The following is a 20,029-nucleotide window of genomic DNA, read 5'->3' on the forward strand; positions in this document are numbered from 1 at the left end:
GTTTCCATTAAGTTACCAATTTAAGTGAGACCAACCGGGTAAATGATGACATACCGCTCTTCCTACATCTGAGACTAGACAGCTACGAAAGGAGCCTTCTTATGTTTTCCAATAAAACATTGCTCATCACGGGTGGGACGGGATCGTTCGGCAATGCCGTGATGGAGCGATTCCTCGATACGAACATCAAAGAGATTCGCATCTTTTCACGGGATGAGAAGAAACAAGAAGACATTCGCAATCGCTATCATCATGACAAGTTAAAATTCTACATTGGCGATGTACGGGACCCGAACAGTGTCAAAAATGCCATGTATGGGGTCGATTACGTTTTCCATGCAGCGGCACTAAAACAAGTTCCCTCGTGTGAGTTTTTCCCAATCGAAGCGGTGAAGACGAATATTCTCGGTACGGAAAATGTCTTGAATGCCGCCATCGAAGCGGGTGTGGAGAAGGTCATCTGTCTTTCGACGGATAAGGCGGCCTACCCAATCAATGCGATGGGAATCTCCAAAGCGATGATGGAAAAAGTTTTCGTCGCCAAGGCCCGTGCGGTCGGACCAGACCGGACGCTCATCTGCGGGACCCGTTACGGGAACGTGATGGCCTCGCGTGGGTCGGTCATCCCATTATTCGTGGAGCAAATCAAAAAAGGGGAGCCGCTCACCGTGACCGATCCGCTCATGACGCGTTTCTTGATGAGCTTGGCCGATGCGGTCGAACTCGTCGTCTTCGCATTCCATCATGCGCATGCCGGTGACATCATGGTCCAAAAATCACCTGCCTCGACAATCGGTGTGCTCGCGGAAGCCGTGAAACAACTGTTCGGGGTCGATCTCCCCATCAAAGTCATCGGGACCCGCCACGGTGAGAAAGCGTTCGAGACGTTGATGACCCGGGAAGAGAAAGTCGTCTCCGAGGACATGGGTGGATTCTTCCGCGTCCCGGCCGACAATCGTGACTTGAACTACGAGAAGTACTTCAGTGAAGGCAGCCAGGAGTTGACTGCTCAAGGCGAGTACAACTCGAACAATACGAGACAGCTCGATGTGGAGGAAGTGAAGGAACTCTTGTTGACGTTACCTTACATCCAGGAAGAACTCGCGAAATGGACGATTCCCGCTTCCGCGAAACGAATCGGGTGAGTGTGATGACCAGAGAACGAATCGTCTTCTTATCCAATATGGCTTCCCCGTATCAAGTGAAATTCGCTGACGCGCTCCATAAATATTTTGATACTGAGTTTTGGTTTTATAGACAAATCACGGATCAACGTCCTGATTGGTGGGTCATCCCACTTGGTAAACGCTGTCGCGTCTTGAGAGGCTCCTATTTCTCGAAAAAGACGAACTATCTGTCACTCGATGTGTTTGTCCAACTCATCCGGTTTCGACCGCATATCTTGCTACTAGCCGGCTTTACCCCGTTTCACGCAATTCTCTTAAAAATTGTCAAACTGTTCGGGGTGCGCGTCGTCGTCATGAGCGAGCCAATCCGAAACGTTCGAGGTGAGACGAGCGGCGAATCGACGTTATTGACAAGAGAAAACGGCTTGCACAAGACCACACGGATTCATCGACTGTTCAAGCGGACCGATTTGATTTTCGGAATGGGAAACGTCGCACGCGATCAATTTATCAAGGAACTAGGCTTCCCTTCCGAACGAGTCGTCTCGGCGCCCTATCCGATTGATATCGAGACGCATATGTCGCACCCATTGCGTCAGAAAGGACCAAATGACCCGATTCATCTGTTGTTTGCCAATCGCTTAATTGAACGTTATCAACCGCTCGTCGCCTTGGAGGCGTATCGAATCTTGAAAGAAGAATATCCGAACCTTTCCATGTCGCTCAATCGCGACGGACACCTCGCAGATGCGTGTCGGCGATATATCGAGGACGAGCAGTTGAAGGACGTCACGTTCCTTGACGAAATCGAGTCGTGGGAAGGATTGAATCTCGTTTACCGGAGTTCGGACATCCTCGTATTACCGGCGACCTATTCGAACGGGAACATCAGCATCATTGAAGCCTGCGCGTCCGGGATGGGGATTGTTGTCAGCCATGACGTCAACAACGTTGAGAGACATCTGCACGAAGGCATTAACTGTTACAAATGCGAACCGACGGTGGCGTCACTCGTGACCGAGCTTAAGCGGTATCTGGAACATCCTGAAAAATTGAAAGCTCACGGACAACAATCGAAAGAACTCGTGACACCGCGACTGAACGCCAGTACTGCTGCCATCTACGCCGATTTACTCCAACCACTTTATCGCAAAGGAGATTCTCACCATGCTGAAGCTGATGTTGCTCGGGGGCGCGATGCATCAAGTTCCCATCATCCAAAAAGCGAAACAACAAGGGATATTCACCGTTCTCTGTGACTATCTACCGGATAATCCAGGTCGACTCGTGGCCGATCGCTATTACTGTACGAGCACGCTTGATCGGGAAGCAGTCCTCGCCATCGCGAGAGAAGAAGGCATCGATGGGATTGTCGCTTATGCCTCCGACCCGGCGGCGCGAACGGCCGCCTATGTCGGAGAAGCGCTCGGTTTAGTGACGAACTCGCTAGAAACGGTCGAAACGTTGACGAATAAAGCGAAGTTTCGAACATTCCTACAGCGACATGGCTTTGCCGTCCCGGAAGCCTTTGCGTTTACCGAACTAGAAATAGCCGTCGAAACGTTACGGAATCGAGCGGGCGAGTACATCATCAAACCGGCCGACGCCTCTGGGAGTAAAGGGGTCAACAAATGGAGTCGGGGGAACGGGATTGAGCAGCTTCGTCGCCATCTTCGAGTGGCATTTACGATGTCATTCAATCAGGAAGTAGTCGTGGAGGAGTTCATTACCCGAGACGGCTATCAATTAGCGGGTGATGGATTTGTCGTCGACGGGGAGTTGGTGTTTCGTTGTTTCGGAAACGGACACTTCAATGTGAACGGAGTCAACCCGTTCGCCCCGATCAGTGCGAGTTTCCCGAGTGTCCATCCGCCTCACGTGCTCGAACAGGTACATGAGACGTTGCAACGGATGTTGACTAAAGTCGGCTTCAAGCAAGGCGCGTTCAACTTCGACATCTTCGTCAAAGGAGAAGACGTCTATCTGATGGATATCGGTCCACGGAACGGAGGGAATTACATCCCACAAATCATCGAACAAGCGACAGGCGTCGACTTGGTCCAGGCGACGATTGATGTCGCACTCGGGATACCGGTGACGATCGAGATGAAACCAGTGACCGTACCGTCCGCCTATTTCATCATCGGCAGTCAAGAAACGGGGCGATTCATGGGTGTCCATTTCGATGAGGACGCATATACGATTCGACAAGCGAACATCTATTACAACGTCGGAGATGTGGTACCGCGCTTCGAAGGGGCAAATCAAGCACTCGGTAGTTTGATTCTAGAGTTTGAAGACGTCGAGACGATGCTTCGACTCGTCGAACATCCCGAGCGATGGCTGACCTTACACATCAAGTCGACCGAAGAAACGGAGGGAGAATCATGGACATCGTCGTCACCGGTGCGAACGGTTTTTTAGGCAGACACCTCGTCCACGCCTTGGAGCGGGCTGGGCATCTCGTCCTCCCGATCACCCGTTCGACCTCATCCGTGGAACGAAGCAGCTATCTGCGTCGAGCGGACGCCGTCTATCATGTGGCCGGAGTGAACCGTCCCGAACGAGTCGAAGAATTCACGACGGGAAACGTCGACTTGACCGAGGCGATCGCCACCGAATTGCTGTCCTATAATCCGGTCCCCGTCTTTTTCGCCTCATCGATTCAAGCGACTCAAGACAATCCTTACGGAAACAGTAAACGAGAAGCGGAGGACATTTTGCGGCTGTACGGTCAACGGAGCGGGGCACCGGTTCACATATATCGGCTCCCGAACCTGTTCGGCAAATGGGGGAGACCATTCTATAACAGTGCGGTCACGACGTTTTGTTATCAGATTGCACGAGGAGAGGACATCACGGTCACACATCCCAATCACGTGTTGACGCTCGCCCATGTCGATGACGTCGTCGCATCGTTTGTAGGGGCGTTGCATAAAACAGAAAGCACCGATTCAGATGTCCCGACACACCAGATCACATTATTCGACCTTGCCCGAATGATTGAATCGTTCGAAGCGGTCCGAATGGCTAGAGGGGTACCGGATGTATCGGATCCTTTTACGAAAAAGCTGTACAGCACGTACTTAAGTTACTTGCCGAAAGAACGGATGGTCACGCCTCTCTTGATGCATCAGGACGTGCGGGGATCGTTCACAGAACTGTTCAAGACGCCTGACCGTGGTCAAGTCTCCGTCAACGTGGCCAAACCCGGAATCACAAAAGGGGAGCACTGGCATGAGTCGAAACATGAACAATTCATCGTCGTCAGCGGTGAAGGCGTGATTCGGCTCCGATTGATGGACCAAGATCAGATCATCTCGTTCCATGTCAGTGAAGAACAGCTTGAAGTCATCGAGATTCCGCCAGGTTACGTCCATCATATCGAAAACACGGGCGTGAAAGATTTAGTGACGGTGATGTGGGTGAACGAGCCGTTCGACGCGAGTCAACCGGACACCTATCGAGCCACTGTCGCACAAGACGCGGAAGTCTCATAAAGGAGGGATTCATCATGGTCATGGTGAGCATCAACTGCATCACATACAATCACGAGAAGTACATCGCTCAGGCGATTGAAGGCTTTTTGTCACAGCGCACGAACTTCGAGGTCGAGATTCTGATCCATGATGACGCCTCGACGGATCGGACGGCAGACATCATCCGGGAATACGTTCAGAAATATCCTGAAAAATTCAACGTCATCTATCAGACGGAGAATCAATATTCAAAAGGCGTGTTCATCGCCCGGTTGAACGAGGAGCGGGCACGCGGCAAATACATCGCGGTTTGTGAGGGCGATGATTACTGGACCGACCCGTACAAACTGCAAAAACAAGTCGACTATATGGAAGCCCATCCGGACTGTACGCTTTGTTTCCACGATGCGTACGTCGAGACAGGTGGGAAGCTCCACACGAATTGGCACGTCATTCCATGGATGCCGGAAAATCGAAAGCTTGCTTCATCCGTGCCCCGGACGTATGATGCCGGAGAATTACAGTTACTCGGGTTCGTTCCGACGATGTCCATGTTGTATGTGAACGATTTCCGTGACGCCCCGCGATGGCTCGAGGAGACGCCGGCGCGAGATGCATCGATTCGCTTGTATATCACGAGCAGGGGATACGCCTACTACATGCCGGAAGTGATGAGTGTCTATCGCTACGAGGTGGAAGGGTCGGCGACGACCATGTGGAACGAGGGGAATGTCGAACGTGACGTGAAGCGACATGAGGACTTCATTCATTTTATCAACTTATTTGATGCCTATACCGATGGGAAATACCATCAGGATTTAGAGTTATCACGAATCTCTTTTGAAGTGGGGCTTCACCGATTGAAAGGAGAGTATGATGTGTTACGTTCCACTCGGTATGACGCGTATCTCGATCGATTCGTCGGAATCGATCGAATCCGACCTTACCTGATGATCAAGCAGCCGCATTTAACGGAGTGGCTGATCAAAGTACGAAACCGAGCATTCGCTTAAGCGAAAGGAAAGGGGTGATCTCACCATGAATGGTTCAAATGTAGAAGCAGATGCCGTCATTCCCGTCACGCGACCGAGTATGCCGGATTTTGATACGTATGTCGAGATGATTCGTCCCCTTTGGGAATCGCGTCACTTGAGCAACCGTGGCGAGCATGTGCGGGCATTAGAAGAAGAGTTAGAGCAGCGTCTCCACGTCCCGCACGTCTCTTTATTGACGAACGGTCATCTGGCCCTCGAAACGGCGATTGACGTGCTCGGATTGACGGGTGAGGTCATCACGACGCCGTTCACGTTCGCCTCGACGACGCATGCGCTCATCCGAAAACAAATCACCCCTGTCTTCTGTGACATCAACCCCGTCGACTATACGATTGACGTCGACAAAATCGAGGCGCTGATCACGGAACGGACGACGGCCATCCTCCCCGTTCATGTGTATGGGAACGTATGTGACGTGGAGGCGATTGAACAAGTCGCGAAACACCATGGGCTCCACGTCCTCTACGATGCGGCGCACGCGTTCGGTGTCCGGCACGACGGGCGCGATGTCTCGACGTTCGGCGATATGACGATGTTCAGCTTTCATGCGACGAAAGTGTTTCATACGATTGAAGGTGGGGTGCTCACGTTCCGGGATACCCGTTACATCGAGGCGATTCATCAAGCCGTCAACTTTGGGATCACCGGACCAGAATCCGTCGAATCGGTTGGGGGCAACGCCAAGATGAATGAGTTTCAGGCGGCGATGGGACGGTGCAACCTCCCACGGATTGATACCGACATTGAAAAGCGGAAACGTCTGGTCGAGCGATACGACACCCGTTTAAGGGACGCTTCGTTTCTTCGCTTGAACCTCCGGAATGAACGAACCGAGTCCAACTATGCGTACTATCCGGTTCTCGTCACGCCAGGGAGAGAGGCACGCGATGACATGATGGCATACTTAGCGCAGCATGGGATTCTCGCCCGGAAGTACTTCTATCCGCTCGTGACCGATTTTTCCTGCTACGCATTCGACGCATCCGTACCGAACGCCACGTACGTCTCGGATCGGGTGATCACGTTACCTCTGTATCCGGACATGACAATGGAGATGGTCGACCGCATTTGTGACGTAATCCTTGAAGGAGGGAATGAACGATGAAAGGGATCATTCTAGCGGGTGGGAACGGGACGCGTCTCTACCCGATGACGAAAGCAGTCTCGAAACAGCTATTGCCGATCTACGACAAGCCCCTCATCTATTATCCGATGTCGGTGTTGATGCTCGCCGGCATCAAGGAGGTTTTATTGATCTCGACCCCGAAAGACATCTCCGGGTATGAGCGACTGTTCGGTGACGGGCATCAACTCGGAATCTCGATTACGTACCAAGTACAAGAGCGTCCGGTCGGTCTCGCGGATGCTTTCATATTAGGAGAATCGTTCATCGGGGACGACTCGGTTTGCCTCATCTTAGGGGATAACGTCTTCTATGGCCCGAACTTGACGCGCTTTTTACAGGATGCGAAAGAGCGGCAGTCAGGCGCGACGGTGTTCGGGTATCCGGTCAAAGACCCACGGGCATTCGGTGTCGTCGAGTTTGATGCGGACCGTCGTGTCTTGTCCATCGAAGAGAAACCGGCGGTCCCGAAATCCAATTATGCGGTACCGGGTCTCTACTTTTATGACAATCAGGTCGTCGAGTTCGCGAAACAAGTGAAGCCGTCCCCACGCGGTGAGCTTGAGATCACGTCAATCAATCAGATGTATTTGGAACGAGGCGAGTTGAACGTCGTCTTGTTCGGTCGCGGGATGGCATGGCTCGATACCGGGACGCCTGAGGGGATGATCAAAGCCTCCATTTTCGTACAGACGGTACAGGAACGGCAAGGCTATTACATCGCATGTCTGGAGGAGATTGCGTGGCGTCGTGGGTTCATCACACGAGAGCAATTGGCCGACATCGGTCAAACGCTCAAGATGACCGATTACGGACAGTATTTGATATCGCTTCTAGAGGAAGGAGAACAGACCAATGCATACGATCCTAGTGACTGGCGGAGCCGGGTTCATCGGTTCAAATTTCATAAAACACTTTCGGGACAAACATCCAACGTCACGAATCCTTAACGTCGACGCTTTGACCTATGCCGGCAATTTAGAGAATGTCCAGGCGTTCGAGCACGACTCGCTCTACGTGTTTCGGAAAGTAGACATCCGCGACCGTCCGGCGATTGATGAACTGTTCTCTCTCTTTGAGATTGACGAAGTCGTGCATTTTGCAGCGGAATCGCATGTCGACCGAAGTATTCTTGAGCCGGAGTTGTTCCTCTCGACGAATATCCTTGGTACACAAGTGTTGCTCGACGTGGCCATGCGGCATTGGAAACGATATCCGGACGACAAATACAGTCGAGAATACCGAGACAATGTCTGTTTCGTCCATGTCTCGACGGATGAGGTATACGGGTCGCTCGGGGAGACGGGATTCTTTACTGAAGAGACACCCCTCGCCCCGAACAGCCCCTATTCCGCCTCGAAGGCCGGGTCCGATTTGCTCGTTCGTTCCTATCATGAGACTTACGGATTACCGATTAAGATCACCCGTTGCAGCAACAATTATGGTCCGTATCAATTCCCCGAGAAACTGATTCCGCTCATGGTGCACCATTGTATGACTGATCAACTACTCCCAGTATATGGGGACGGAGGACATATCCGAGATTGGTTACATGTACAAGATCACTGTGAAGCGATTGATCTCGTTCGGCAGCAGGGACAGGTCGGGGAAGTCTATAACATCGGCGGACATAACGAGAAGACGAACCTCGAGCTCGTCCGAACGATTTTACAGGCGTTTGACTTACCCGATGATCGCATCCAATTCGTGACGGATCGCCCTGGTCATGACCGTCGTTATGCCATTGACGCGACGAAAATGAAAGACGAATTAGGGTGGATGCCGCGCTATCGTTTTGAACAAGGAATCAAAGAGACGATTGAATGGTATCGGTCACATCCGGAATGGGTTGAGCGCATTGTCTCGGGAGCGTACAAAACCTATTATCAAGACATGTATTCTTCCTGAATTTGCACCGTTCTATCATCCCGGGGAAGGGGGGATCGACATGGTGATGGTCAGCATCGACTGCATCACATATAACCACGAACCGTACATCGCCAAAACGATTGAAGGATTTTTGATGCAGGAAACAGATTTTGAATTTGAAATCCTCATTCATGAGGATGCCTCAACGGATCGGACGGCAGACATCGTACGTAAATATGAAGAACAGCACCCAAACCTCATTCGGGTCATCTATCAAACGGAAAACCAATATTCTCAAGGTGTGTTGGTGAATCTGTTGAACGAAGAGAGGGCGCGTGGCAAGTACATCGCGCTTTGTGACGGGGATGACTACTGGACCGACCCGCAAAAGTTGCAGAAACAAGTCGACTATATGGAAGCCCATCCGGACTGTACGCTCTGTTTTCATGATGCGTATGTCGAAACGGACGACACACTCCATACCGGATGGCGCGTCATCCCGTGGATGCCTGAAAACAGAAAGTATGCCTCGACGGAACCGCGGACCTATCATGCCGGGGAGTTACAGCTACTCGGCTTCATTCCAACGATGTCCATGCTGTACCGAAATGGACTGACAGACCATCTGTTAGATTGGATCGGCGATACGCCTGCCTTCGACGGCGCGCTCAAATTGCACGTCGCAAGCCAAGGTTACGCCTACTACATGCCTGAGGTGATGAGCGTATATCGATTCGGTGTGTCCGGGTCGGTCACCACGAAGTGGCGTCAACGAAACAGGGAGCGCGACATCGAGCGGATCGAGGCGTTCATCCGAATGATGGATGCGTTCGATTCCTATACGAATGGCAGATTTCATCAAGAAATCGAAATCTCTCGCTTATCGTTCGAGGTCGGGTTGCATCGACTTCGACGAGATTTTCAAGCGCTGAAGTCACCTCGGTATGATCAATATGTGGAGCGATTTGTCGGTAGAGAGCGGCTACGTCCCTACTTGATGGTGCGACATCCAATCTTGATGGAGTGGTTGATTCGCATGCGCTCGCTCCAGCTCGGTTAAAGGAGGCGGCTCAAATGAAATTAGGAATCATGCAGCCGTACTACTTCCCATACCTCGGCTATATTCAATTGATGAACGCGGTGGACCAGTTCGTTATTTTGGACCATGTGCAATTTGCGAAACGAGGATGGATTCATCGAAACCGTATTTTGGTCGAGGGACACATCAAACCGATCCATCTGAAAATCGATCATATGACACAACATCGTACGATCCGTGAGCATGAGCGGATTCTCGATCCAGTTCATGAGACTTATCAACTGCGCTTATTGCACCATGCGTATCAACGCGCACCAAGTTATGCCGACGTCATGCCGATGGTTGAACGAATCATTCAAAATGAGGAACGCAATGTCGCCACTTATCTAGAAACGTTATTGACGGAAGTGCGTGACTATCTCGAGATGGATACGGAGTTATTGGTCGCCTCTTCGCTCGACTACGACAAGTCGCTGAAGTGTGAACAATTGGTACTCGAGATTTGTCATCATTTGCGTACATCGCATTACATCAATGCGATTGGAGGACAGGAACTTTATGACAAACAGCGTTTCGCGGAATCCGGAGTGCCGCTTGATTTTATCCAAATGAATGCTGTGGAATATGCTCAATTTGGTCATCCGTTCACGCCCAACTTGTCCATCATCGATGTCTTGATGTTCAATTCGAAGACGAAAATGCGTGAACTACTCGATGCCTATACGCTCGTCTAATGGGGCGAGATAGATGCCGCAACAATTAGGGGAAAGGGGACGAACACGTTGAATACATCATTTGAATGGACCAATCGACGTCTTTTCTTCAGCCCTCAACGAGACGCATCACTCGACTGGATGGATGCGTTCGCACAAGGACCTTGTGTGTTGGAACGCGATACCTATTTACGAATCTACTTCAGTTGTCGACCGAAACCGATCGATGGACGATACGTCAGTCACAGCGGGTATGTGGATGTCGCAAAAGAGGATTTCTCGATTCTTCGAGTGAGTGAACGACCGATACTGGAGCTCGGTGCACGTGGGACGTTCGACGAGTTTGGTGTCTATCCGTTCTCAGCGATTGAGGTTGGGGATGAGGTGCACGCCTATTATGGGGGCTGGACGCGTACGGTGTCCGTTCCGTTTAATGTGAATATCGGAAAAGCCATCAGTCGAGACGGCGGACGTTCGTTTGAGCGTGTCGGTCCAGGACCGATCCTATCGTATACACTCGATGAACCGTTCATCTTGAGCGGTCCGAAGATTCGGCGTTTCCATGACACGTGGGTCTTGTTCTATATCGCCGGACGAGAGTGGGTCATGGATGGCGAACGTCCTGAACCGGTGTATAAGATTCGGCTGGCCACGTCGAAGGACGGGGTCACTTGGGTGAAGGCGGGACGCGATTTGATCGAAAGCGTACTTCCCAATGAAGCGCAGGCTAGTCCAGACGTCTTTTATGAGGATGGGCGCTATCATATGTTTTTCTGTTACCGGGACGCGACCGATTATCGGAAGAATCCAGAGCGGACTTATCGAATCGGATATGCCTCTTCTCCGGATTTCCTCCATTGGACGCGTGACGATGACGTGATGAAGTTCTCGCGGAACGAATCAGGATTCGATGACGAGATGGTCGCTTACCCCCATACGTTCACATTGAACGGGAAACGGTATTTACTCTATTTGGGGAATGAAGTCGGACGAGAAGGATTCGGCATCGCGGAGCGCAAGGAGGGAGCGAGATGAAGTGGAAGAAACTCGGACACATCTTCGACCCGGCGCCGTACGGATTTTTCGGGAAGTACTCCTCGTTCGCCCAGTCCCCTCAGGCGCTCGTCTTCGGAGATTTTGTGCGCATCTATTTCTCGACCCGTGAACCGGACGGTGACATGTTCAAGAGCCACGTCCGATATGTGGACATGACACGTGATTTCAACGTCATCGACGTGTCCACAGATGAGATCATCCCACTTGGAAAACGGGGGACATTCGACGAACACGGGATCTTCCCATTCCACGTCACGCGGACGCGTGATGGGCTTTATGGCTATACGAGTGGCTGGAGCCGTCGAGACTCTGTGTCGGTCGAAACGGGGATTGGTCTCACTGTCAGTCGGAACGAGGGAGAGACGTTCGAACGGCTCGGCGACGGACCGATATTATCGGCGAGCATCGAGGAACCGTTTCTCGTCGGCGACCCCTTTGTGGTCACACGGGAACAATACTATATGTATTACATTTACGGGACGACATGGAAAGAGGGTCCGGATGGCGTCCAGGAAAGGACCTATAAGATTGCGCTCGCCACGTCAGAAGATGGACAGACGTTCAAGCGTCACGGAAGAATCGTTTCGGATACAATCGCGGACGAGAGTCAGGCGCTTCCGACCGTGTTCGAAGCGGACGGACGCTACCATATGATTTTTTGTTTTCGAGACACCTTTGGCTTTCGGACCGACCCGTTACGCGGATATCGATTAGGTTACGCCTATTCGGAAAATCTGTTGGACTGGACGCGTGATGATTCGGCACTCGGATTCGAACGAAGTTCCGACGGATGGGATGCGGACATGGAATGTTACCCGCACGTCTTCGAGTGGGACGGTCGGCACTACCTCCTTTATAACGGGAACGAGTTTGGGCGACATGGGTTTGGTGTCGCGATTTTGGAGGATGTATGATGACTCGCGACCAAGGGACGGTTTCTGATTATGTGGCGCATCTTGAAGCGTGTGATCATCTGTTCCCGACCAAGCTGTCGGAGCGGGTAGAGTTAGAGCCATACGCTTTGAAGCTGCACGAACGGGCGACGTCGTATGAAATCTGGAACGACGGGCGTCTCGTCGGGCTAATCGCAGCTTACATGGATACGGACATCGTCTTCATCAGCCATATTTGCGTGTTGCCGGAAGCGCCGTCCGGTAGTGGGCACGCCTTACTGGAAGCATTATGCGAAGAAGCGATCCAGACGAACAAACGAAAGATTCACTTGCACGTCGAGGCAACGAACGAACGGGCGATTGCCTTCTACATGCGACACGGCTTCAGCGAGCTCGACCGAATCGATGATGTGCTCGTCATGGAGAGTATATTATGAAACGCATCTCTCTCGTATTTTAGAATAAGAAAGTTAAATACAAACCGAAGCTGATCCTCGTCCATCGTACGAGGATTTTTTGATGAATGCAGGAATCTGATAAGCTTTATCGAATACGACAAAAAGAAAAAGCGCCTGACCGAGGTCAAACACTTTTCTTGAGCTCTTGTTTCCGGTCGCGTTGTACTTTCCAAATCACCGATCCAACGATGATCAGAATTGGCGCGATGACCCATGGACGGGCTTCGAGAATCGAGACGAGTTCAAAAATGGAGAGCCATCCGCTCACCATAATCAAGACTAGCAAAAAGGTTTTCAGTCCCCCCCGGACCGGAAGCCAAAAATAAACGAACAATGTCACTAAGAAGAAAGCGATTAAGCCCATGCGGTTTGTCCTTTCACCCATCATTTTGACTCATTATAGCAAAGAACATCGAGAGAGTGTTAGAAGCTTCACTTCTTCGGCGTGTTTCGGTACGCTTATAAAAGATGATTGAAGGAGGAACTGATGTGAAATTTGGAATTATTGGTTTAGGATACGTTGGATTGGCTACACTTTGTGGTTTGGCAAAAGCCGGTCATCACGTCATCGGGGTTGAAGCGGACGAAGAGAAGCTACGTCTTCTCATGAGTGGACACCCGCCATTCCATGAACCAGGCATGGCAGAGGTGTTGCAAGAGCACGCCGACCAGATCACCCTGACAAGCCGAATCGCGGATACGGAGCAGGTCGACTATTTGATTCTTGCGGTCGGGACACCGAGCAAGTCGGATGGAAGCTGTGACTTATCTTATATCGAAGCAGTCTTGTCGGAACTAAACACGAAGCATAAAATCGTCATTCGTAGCTCGGTCCCGCCCGGCACGACAGACTTACTGAACATCATGTATCCCTCTCATACGTTTGCGATCGTACCGGAATTTTTACAAGAAGGACGCGCGCTCGCAGATGTCATGAAACCACACCGTGTCGTCATCGGGTGTGTAAACCTCGAAGTCGCAGAAGAGTTGGCAGGAATCTACGGACGCCTTGGCGTTCCGCTCATCTGTACGACACCGATCAATGCAGAACTCATCAAATACGCCTCGAACGCCTTTTTGGCCACGAAAATCAGCTTCATGAACGACTTGTCGCGTCTAGCCGATCAAGCTGGCGCTGACATTTCGACGATTGCGGACGGGATGGGACTCGATCCGCGAATTGGGCGTTCGTTCTTGAACGCGGGCATCGGGTACGGAGGTTCGTGCTTCCCGAAAGACATGAACGCACTCCTACACGTCGCGAGTGAAAACGAGATCGACCTACGTGTCATCCGGGCGGCGACGAAAGTGAATGAGACGCAAATCGAGTACGTGCTCTCAAAATTGAACGTTGAACCGAATATGCGCATAGCTATTCTTGGTTTGGCATTCAAACCAGGAACGGACGATATGCGAGATGCCCCATCAATTCTACTCGCTCACCACATGGTGGCCCGTAACGTGGACGTCATCGGGTATGATCCGATTGCGACGTGGGACTATCCACAAGCGACGACGGTCGAAGAGGCGCTGAAGGGAGCCGATTATGCCATTCTCGTCACAGAATGGGATGAGATCGTGAACTTGGCACCGGATGCTTTCAACGGCATGCGCCAGCGTCGATTGATCGATGCACGAAACGCATGGAAGTTTGCACGCGATCCGGGCGATGTGTCATACGAAGGAATCGGACGGATGCAACGTCCGTCGAACACACCGACTTCAAACTAAAACTGTTCAGGACCGCTCATATAGGCGGTCCTGTTTTTGCGAGACGTGAATCTTCTGTAGCGATCATGACGTATAGAAAGGAGAGGAGGCGAGGCATATGTGGATTCTCATTCTAGCAGCAGGAATCGTCATCGGGTTAGGCTTCGCGGTTGACAGGCTCGGTTGGTATCACTTGATCTCTGGATATAATACGATGTCGAAAGAAAAACAGGAGCGGGTCGACATCAAAAAAGTGGCGCGACTGATTGCCTGGATGTGTTACGGGATTGGTGCACTTTTTCTCATCATTGCACTTATCGAACTGTCTGGTTGGAACGTCCCGCTCGAACCGTTCTTTCTCGTCCTGATGGTATTCATTGTCGGGATGCTCTGGCGGATGCAACGCTATGACGGTAACATCTACGATGGAGCGGGGCGCTTGAGACCAGATGGGAAAAAACGTCTCATTCCGATCATCATTGTCTCTGTCGTCTTACTCGTCGGTGTGCCGGCGCTCATGTTTTGGTTCAGTCAACCGACTGAGGTGATCGTGACGGATGAAGCGATCGTGATTGAAGGCAGTTATGGTCGTGAGGTCCCGTTTGATGAAGTGGCAGACGTGACATGGACGACATTGCCGGATATCGCGCGTCGAACGAACGGAGCAGATACGGGAACACGTCTGACCGGACATTTTCGGACGGAAGCAGGGGAGGATGTGCTCCTCTTTATCGACCGTGATGTCGAGCCGGTGATCCGACTCGATTGGTCAGACAAAACAATCTATCTCAATCAGTCTTCGGTTAAAGAAACGAGACAGTTATATGAGGACATTCGTTCACGCTGAAAAAAGGGACACTCAATGCGAGTGTCCCTTTTTGTTGACCCATGATTCGAATGAGGCTGCGTCCAGGGCGGGTGAGAAGTAGAAGCCCTGTCCGAGTTCTACCCCTTCACGAAGCATGCGTGACAGGTCGCTTTCGGTCTCAATCCCTTCGGCGAGAGCGGTCAGCTGTTGCTCGTTCGCAAAGCGAGAGACGGCACGTAAGAAGGAAGTACTTTCTTTCGCCTTTCCACTCACATACATCCGGTCAATTTTCACTTCTTGAATCGGTAGGTGCCAAATCGCTTCGAATGAGGCGTATCCGGTCCCGAAGTCGTCGATTGATAGGCAATAGCCGAGGTCGGAGATGTCTTCTAATCGTTCGAGTTCACTCGCATACGACATGATATCCGAGGACTCCGTCAATTCAATCTTCAATCGGTCAGGTAGCCACGGGTATACCTCAATCGAATCCCGGAGCTTCGCTACGATGGAAGGGTCGACCGAATGGGCCGACAAGTTGAACGACAAGGAGATGTCTTCAAATGAAGTTCCTTGCCATGCGACGAGCTGGGCAATCGTCTGATCGAGAATATTATGTGAGAGCCATAAGATTTGATCGGAACGTTCCGCGATGCGAATGAACTCGTTCGGTGGGATGACTCCGATGTCAGGATGTGTCCAACGAGCGAGCACTTCCGCGCCGACGACGCGACCGGTTTTCAATTCGACTTGCGGTTGATACGCGACCGTCAATTCTCCTTTTCGGATGGCGTCCGGAAGCGCTTGTTCAATCAGTGCGGCGAGTTGCATCTGGGCTAAAATTTCCGAGTCATACCAAACCGAAGGGGTACGTGTCTCTTTGGCGTGCTGTAACGCCTTCATCGCCTTGAACAGACAATCGTTGTAAGTCGATTCCGTCTCAGTTGCCCCGATTTGAATATGCACATTTTGACGTTTATGGTTGATTGTCACTTCTGTCGGGAAGAGCTCCAACAGCTCGTGCTCATCCTCGTACGAGAAGCCTTTGACATACAGCATAAACGTGTCGTCTCGGTATCGACCGAAGAGATGTTGGGCATATTTCGAAAGACGGGACTCGACGGCTCGCGCAAACTCAATCATGAGCAGATCAGCATACGCAGGGTCGTACCAATCAACGAGATGATGATAGTCATGAATCCGGATAAGGACAAATGCACCGTCAATCTCTTGCTTTTCCCACTTGCGAATAAAACCGTATTCGTTATAGAGATTGGTCGCCAAGTCGAAACGGACGAGACGGTCGACCTTCCGTTCCCGTTCGACCCGGTCTGTCTCATCTTCGACGATGAGGTAATACGTCAACTTTTCCTCTCGCTTGAGCGGCGTCAGTTTCACATTCAGATAACGGAGATGTTCCCCTTTCAGATGAATGATGAACTGGGCACTCGTCCCATGTTCAGTCACACCTTCGAGCGCTTGCTCGAACAAGCGGCGACCCGTCTCGGTGAACAATTGATTAATCTCATATAAGTTCCGGTCACCGAAAAACTGCCGGAACATCTCGTTGCGCTCAATTAAATTATACGAGTCATCCATCAGTGCGATGGCGAGTCCCGTTTCAGAGAAGAGGGACGACCAACGTTCGTGATAGCGCACGAGATCTTGCGAACGATTTTCAAGTTCATGAACAGTCGAATGGACACTCGTGGCAATCTCACGTAACTCGTCCTCGATCCCTCGAAAATCATGTGTTTTCGGAAACATCGCTTCGACAGGTTCTAGGCTCGGGTCGATGGCGAGTGCGCGTGCCTTGAGATGCGCCAAATCGTGATTGTAACGATTGCGTGTATAGTAGAGCAGGAATAAGAGTCCGAGAGATAAGAGCAACGTCACCACGAATGAAGTGGTGGCTAAGACTTGATAATGCTTACTTTCTTCTTGAAGCATCGTCTCAGAACTCGAACGGATGGAACGAAGGGCACCATAGGCGTCCTCGTAGACATTCGTTGAATTGACGTAACGAGCTTCTAGAGACACCTCGCGATTCGCCATATTCGCAAAGGACTGCCCGCTTTCTGCTACGTCGATGACCGCTTTCGATTGCAGTGTCTCATTCGATTCGATGATGGTTTGAACAAGTGTCGCTTCGCCGACAATCATGTCCACGGTGTTTGTGAGTTGATCCGCATCAATCGGGTTACGGAAGAAGGCTTCGCGATTCCGCATAAGAATCGATTGCATTCGCATGATGGCATCAGTCAGTTCGTATGCCGCATTCGATTGATTCGTTTGCTCGAGTGCTTGATATAGCCATCGTCGATTGATGGAACTGATGACATCCGTTGGGACCGCTTCGAACTGTTCTGCCTCGAGAATTTGATTCAACTCATTTGAAAACGTCTGGAGTGTCTCCCGTTCCCGTTCGTTCACACCGTCCTCAAAGTCGTTCAATAAACGCTCATTGTATTGGAGTGCCCGTTCTTTGTACGGTGTGGAGAGGAAGGATGTCGTCTGATTCGACTGCTCCTCATACCGGGTCGCCGCCTCGAACAGAGACACGTATGCTTCGACACCAGCTAGGTCTGCCGCTTGATTCAAATTCGTAATCGTCTGGTCGATGGCTTCTTGTTTTTCATGCCAATAAAAACTCGTGCCAAGTCCAAACAACAGGACACCGATGAGACAAGCAATCGCGAGCACCATCGTGTAGGTACGGTATGGAATTTTTGCAAAACGGGGTTGGCCCATCCGGCACCTCCTTTTTTCCTTCATCATACTTCCGAATTCGGGTCAGGCGATAAAAATCCTGCAAAACGAAAGAAAAACCCGACTTTTGTCGGGTTTTTTAGCGTGACGAAAGTCACGGTCGTTTATAACCGATTAAGCGTGACTGCCAATACGGTTCTTTACTGATTTGGTTGTATCCTAATCCGGATGAACCGGCATGGATGAACGTATCGGAATTGATCATGATACCCATGTGCGATGGCCCAGCGGTATATGTGTTTTCGAAGAAGACGAGGTCACCGGCCTGCGGGACGAATGACTTGGGTAATTGTGGTCCGAAATAAGCACCACCCCAATAATTAGCCACGTTTGTCCGTGGGATGCTGACGCCGGATTGATTGAATACATAATAGATGAGTCCTGAGCAATCGAATCCACCATTTGCCGGGCTTGATGATGCCCATACGTACGGTGTGCCGACGAAGCGTTTTGCCACATCGATGGTCGAAAGCCTAGTAGCTTGGGCACTTTGCCCTTTGATTTCAGTGACGGCTGATTTTGCGACGAATCCTGATGCGAGACGATAGTGGGTCGATGTCTCTCCGATCACGTTCAAGAGTTCTCCCCGAAGTGTCGAGCCGACCGTGCTACTCGACTCGTTCGCCTGTGACCGAATCGATGTCGGATAGTACGTATAATATGAATTCGAATCATAAGAACCTTCAACCCAAGACGGGCCGTCTGCCGAACCTTTCGGGACAGTTTTCACATAAGCCGAGGCGACAAATCCTACCGTATTCCCGTAATAGATTTGAAGCCAGCCTTTTGACGACTGGACGACGCGCAACGTCTGTCCTGCTTTGACACTCCCGATGATGGTCGCGCTCGTCGATGCGCTCGAACGTACGTTCAAGGACGGTGTGTTGACGATATAATCGACAGCCGCATTACCAGCACCGGCATCGCCTTCGTTCGGAGCCGGGTTGCTCGGTGTCGTGGACGTCTGCTTCAAGTAACCGGCGCTCACGTATCCGGACTTCCCATTATACGTGACATAGTACCAGCTGCCCGACTGTTTCGTCGCTTTGACGACGGTTCCGTTCGGGATGGTCGTGACGAGCGGATAACCGACGCCTGCACCTTGTCGAACGTTCAAGTTTGCCGTCGTAGTGAATTGTTGATTGATCGATTGTCCTGTACTCGGTGTTGTCGGTGTCGCCGCTCCTGATGTCGTTAAATATGTATTGGCGACATATCCTGTTTTCGACCCGTACTTCACTTTCGACCATGACCCTTCGACAGATAAGACGGTCACGGTCTTGCCTTTTGGAATCGTGAGCAATACGGTCGTCTTCGTAGACTTCGACGAACGCAGATTCAAGTTGGCTTTCGTTTGAGCTGTAGCCGAGCTCGGTGTGACCGTTGTTGGTTTGTCGGTACTGCTAGACATAGATGCCTTTTGCAAATAGTCGTTATGCACCCATCCGGTCTGTCCGCCGTAACTGACTTTTGTCCATGAACCGTTTGATTGAATCGACGTGAGCGTCGTACCTTTTGGAATCGTCAAGAGGACGCGATGCCATGTTCCGCCCGCGACGCGCATGTTCAATGCGTGTGTCGTCGTGACGCGGTTCGTACTCGCCGTGGTTAACGAGGAACCACCTGTCGCAGCAGAGGGACTGCCTGTGAGCTTTAGTTTTTGACCGATGCGAATGCTATCGGAAGATAGACCGTTCAACGATTTAATCGTCGCAACGGACACATCATAGGACCGACTGATCGACCATAACGTATCACCCGAACGCACCGTATGTGTGCTCGCCGCTGCAGCTTCGTCTGCGTGGGCAAGCACGCTGACCGCTGCAAGTGCCGCGAATGAATAGGTGAGACCAGACTTTGGATTCATAGCGTCACATCCTTTCAAAGAGTGAGAACGAAACAATTCAACAAGTGAAACAATACAAGTTCATTG

At 51.2% G+C, this 20,029-nt stretch carries 18 protein-coding genes; 15 read left to right on the forward strand and 3 right to left on the reverse strand.

The window, feature by feature from the left end:
• Positions 1-101: 101 nt before the first annotated feature.
• The 13 genes from KNO79_RS02050 to KNO79_RS02110 are packed head-to-tail and all read left to right on the forward strand — an operon-like array spanning position 102 to position 12,791.
• Entirely contained in the window at positions 102-1,145 is a 1,044-nt protein-coding gene (locus KNO79_RS02050; protein ID WP_159562892.1) for a polysaccharide biosynthesis protein, read from the forward strand.
• Positions 1,109-2,386: a glycosyltransferase family 4 protein gene (locus KNO79_RS02055; protein ID WP_214690496.1), complete on the forward strand. Its 1,278-nt coding sequence runs from the start codon at positions 1,109-1,111 to the stop codon at positions 2,384-2,386. The genes KNO79_RS02050 and KNO79_RS02055 overlap by 37 nt, the downstream gene beginning before the upstream one ends.
• Complete coding sequence (locus tag KNO79_RS02060; protein ID WP_251125261.1) at positions 2,295-3,551, forward strand: ATP-grasp domain-containing protein; 1,257 nt, start codon at positions 2,295-2,297, stop codon at positions 3,549-3,551. The genes KNO79_RS02055 and KNO79_RS02060 overlap by 92 nt, the downstream gene beginning before the upstream one ends.
• Positions 3,515-4,627 carry a polysaccharide biosynthesis C-terminal domain-containing protein gene (locus tag KNO79_RS02065; protein ID WP_214690497.1) on the forward strand — a complete coding sequence of 371 codons (1,113 nt, stop codon included), beginning with the start codon at positions 3,515-3,517 and terminating at the stop codon, positions 4,625-4,627. Before KNO79_RS02060 ends, KNO79_RS02065 begins: the two co-directional genes overlap by 37 nt.
• A 14-nt stretch (positions 4,628-4,641) precedes the next feature.
• Positions 4,642-5,619: a glycosyltransferase family 2 protein gene (locus tag KNO79_RS02070; protein WP_214690498.1), complete on the forward strand. Its 978-nt coding sequence runs from the start codon at positions 4,642-4,644 to the stop codon at positions 5,617-5,619.
• 25 nt (positions 5,620-5,644) lie between these two features.
• Complete coding sequence (locus KNO79_RS02075) at positions 5,645-6,766, forward strand: DegT/DnrJ/EryC1/StrS family aminotransferase (RefSeq protein ID WP_214690499.1); 1,122 nt, start codon at positions 5,645-5,647, stop codon at positions 6,764-6,766.
• Positions 6,763-7,734, forward strand: a complete 972-nt coding sequence (rfbA, locus tag KNO79_RS02080) for a glucose-1-phosphate thymidylyltransferase RfbA (protein ID WP_214690500.1) — start codon at positions 6,763-6,765, stop codon at positions 7,732-7,734. The genes KNO79_RS02075 and rfbA overlap by 4 nt, the downstream gene beginning before the upstream one ends.
• Complete coding sequence (gene rfbB, locus KNO79_RS02085; protein ID WP_214690501.1) at positions 7,640-8,692, forward strand: dTDP-glucose 4,6-dehydratase; 1,053 nt, start codon at positions 7,640-7,642, stop codon at positions 8,690-8,692. Before rfbA ends, rfbB begins: the two co-directional genes overlap by 95 nt.
• 40 nt (positions 8,693-8,732) lie before the next feature.
• Positions 8,733-9,713, forward strand: a complete 981-nt coding sequence (locus KNO79_RS02090; RefSeq protein ID WP_214690502.1) for a glycosyltransferase family 2 protein — start codon at positions 8,733-8,735, stop codon at positions 9,711-9,713.
• A 14-nt stretch (positions 9,714-9,727) separates the two neighbouring features.
• Positions 9,728-10,426 (forward strand): WbqC family protein, encoded by a 699-nt coding sequence (locus tag KNO79_RS02095; RefSeq protein WP_159562884.1) that lies wholly within the window; start codon positions 9,728-9,730, stop codon positions 10,424-10,426.
• Between the two features lie 48 nt (positions 10,427-10,474).
• Positions 10,475-11,440: a glycoside hydrolase family protein gene (locus tag KNO79_RS02100; RefSeq protein WP_251125260.1), complete on the forward strand. Its 966-nt coding sequence runs from the start codon at positions 10,475-10,477 to the stop codon at positions 11,438-11,440.
• Positions 11,437-12,375: a glycoside hydrolase family protein gene (locus KNO79_RS02105; RefSeq protein WP_214690503.1), complete on the forward strand. Its 939-nt coding sequence runs from the start codon at positions 11,437-11,439 to the stop codon at positions 12,373-12,375. The genes KNO79_RS02100 and KNO79_RS02105 overlap by 4 nt, the downstream gene beginning before the upstream one ends.
• Positions 12,375-12,791, forward strand: coding sequence for a GNAT family N-acetyltransferase (locus KNO79_RS02110; RefSeq protein ID WP_214690504.1), 417 nt, complete (start codon positions 12,375-12,377; stop codon positions 12,789-12,791). The genes KNO79_RS02105 and KNO79_RS02110 overlap by 1 nt, the downstream gene beginning before the upstream one ends.
• Before the next feature lie 145 nt (positions 12,792-12,936).
• Here the strand turns inward: KNO79_RS02110 and KNO79_RS02115 are convergent, their stop codons facing one another.
• On the reverse strand, positions 12,937-13,197 hold the full coding sequence (locus tag KNO79_RS02115; RefSeq protein WP_214690505.1) for a hypothetical protein: 261 nt from the start codon (positions 13,195-13,197) through the stop codon (positions 12,937-12,939).
• Between the two features lie 104 nt (positions 13,198-13,301).
• Between KNO79_RS02115 and KNO79_RS02120 the strand changes: the two genes are divergently transcribed.
• Together KNO79_RS02120 and KNO79_RS02125 are read left to right on the forward strand one after the other, a co-directional pair.
• Positions 13,302-14,543, forward strand: coding sequence for a UDP-glucose dehydrogenase family protein (locus KNO79_RS02120; RefSeq protein ID WP_214690506.1), 1,242 nt, complete (start codon positions 13,302-13,304; stop codon positions 14,541-14,543).
• 97 nt (positions 14,544-14,640) lie between these two features.
• The gene (locus KNO79_RS02125; RefSeq protein WP_214690507.1) at positions 14,641-15,369 is read left to right on the forward strand and encodes a DUF3784 domain-containing protein; all 729 of its coding nucleotides are present in this window, start codon (positions 14,641-14,643) and stop codon (positions 15,367-15,369) included.
• A gap of 12 nt (positions 15,370-15,381) precedes the next feature.
• Here the strand turns inward: KNO79_RS02125 and KNO79_RS02130 are convergent, their stop codons facing one another.
• Together KNO79_RS02130 and KNO79_RS02135 are read right to left on the reverse strand one after the other, a co-directional pair.
• Positions 15,382-18,078: an EAL domain-containing protein gene (locus tag KNO79_RS02130; RefSeq protein ID WP_214690508.1), complete on the reverse strand. Its 2,697-nt coding sequence runs from the start codon at positions 18,076-18,078 to the stop codon at positions 15,382-15,384.
• 112 nt (positions 18,079-18,190) lie between these two features.
• Entirely contained in the window at positions 18,191-19,963 is a 1,773-nt protein-coding gene (locus tag KNO79_RS02135) for a C40 family peptidase (RefSeq protein WP_214690509.1), read from the reverse strand.
• Positions 19,964-20,029 lie beyond the last annotated feature (66 nt).

This window comes from Exiguobacterium sp. s43, from assembly GCF_018617255.1.
Lineage (GTDB): Bacteria > Bacillota > Bacilli > Exiguobacteriales > Exiguobacteriaceae > Exiguobacterium > Exiguobacterium profundum.

What these genes read in the sequence shown, in the direction of transcription:
- KNO79_RS02130 (WP_214690508.1), bottom strand. Translation starts at nt 18,078, where the DNA reads ATGGGCCAACCCCGTTTTGCAAAAATTCCATACCGTACCTACACGATG.
- rfbB (WP_214690501.1), top strand. Translation starts at nt 7,640, where the DNA reads ATGCATACGATCCTAGTGACTGGCGGAGCCGGGTTCATCGGTTCAAAT.
- KNO79_RS02095 (WP_159562884.1), top strand. Translation starts at nt 9,728, where the DNA reads ATGAAATTAGGAATCATGCAGCCGTACTACTTCCCATACCTCGGCTAT.
- KNO79_RS02125 (WP_214690507.1), top strand. Translation starts at nt 14,641, where the DNA reads ATGTGGATTCTCATTCTAGCAGCAGGAATCGTCATCGGGTTAGGCTTC.
- KNO79_RS02065 (WP_214690497.1), top strand. Translation starts at nt 3,515, where the DNA reads ATGGACATCGTCGTCACCGGTGCGAACGGTTTTTTAGGCAGACACCTC.
- KNO79_RS02090 (WP_214690502.1), top strand. Translation starts at nt 8,733, where the DNA reads ATGGTGATGGTCAGCATCGACTGCATCACATATAACCACGAACCGTAC.
- KNO79_RS02070 (WP_214690498.1), top strand. Translation starts at nt 4,642, where the DNA reads ATGGTCATGGTGAGCATCAACTGCATCACATACAATCACGAGAAGTAC.
- KNO79_RS02055 (WP_214690496.1), top strand. Translation starts at nt 1,109, where the DNA reads ATGGACGATTCCCGCTTCCGCGAAACGAATCGGGTGAGTGTGATGACC.
- KNO79_RS02110 (WP_214690504.1), top strand. Translation starts at nt 12,375, where the DNA reads ATGACTCGCGACCAAGGGACGGTTTCTGATTATGTGGCGCATCTTGAA.
- rfbA (WP_214690500.1), top strand. Translation starts at nt 6,763, where the DNA reads ATGAAAGGGATCATTCTAGCGGGTGGGAACGGGACGCGTCTCTACCCG.
- KNO79_RS02050 (WP_159562892.1), top strand. Translation starts at nt 102, where the DNA reads ATGTTTTCCAATAAAACATTGCTCATCACGGGTGGGACGGGATCGTTC.
- KNO79_RS02105 (WP_214690503.1), top strand. Translation starts at nt 11,437, where the DNA reads ATGAAGTGGAAGAAACTCGGACACATCTTCGACCCGGCGCCGTACGGA.
- KNO79_RS02115 (WP_214690505.1), bottom strand. Translation starts at nt 13,197, where the DNA reads ATGGGTGAAAGGACAAACCGCATGGGCTTAATCGCTTTCTTCTTAGTG.
- KNO79_RS02135 (WP_214690509.1), bottom strand. Translation starts at nt 19,963, where the DNA reads ATGAATCCAAAGTCTGGTCTCACCTATTCATTCGCGGCACTTGCAGCG.
- KNO79_RS02060 (WP_251125261.1), top strand. Translation starts at nt 2,295, where the DNA reads ATGCTGAAGCTGATGTTGCTCGGGGGCGCGATGCATCAAGTTCCCATC.
- KNO79_RS02075 (WP_214690499.1), top strand. Translation starts at nt 5,645, where the DNA reads ATGAATGGTTCAAATGTAGAAGCAGATGCCGTCATTCCCGTCACGCGA.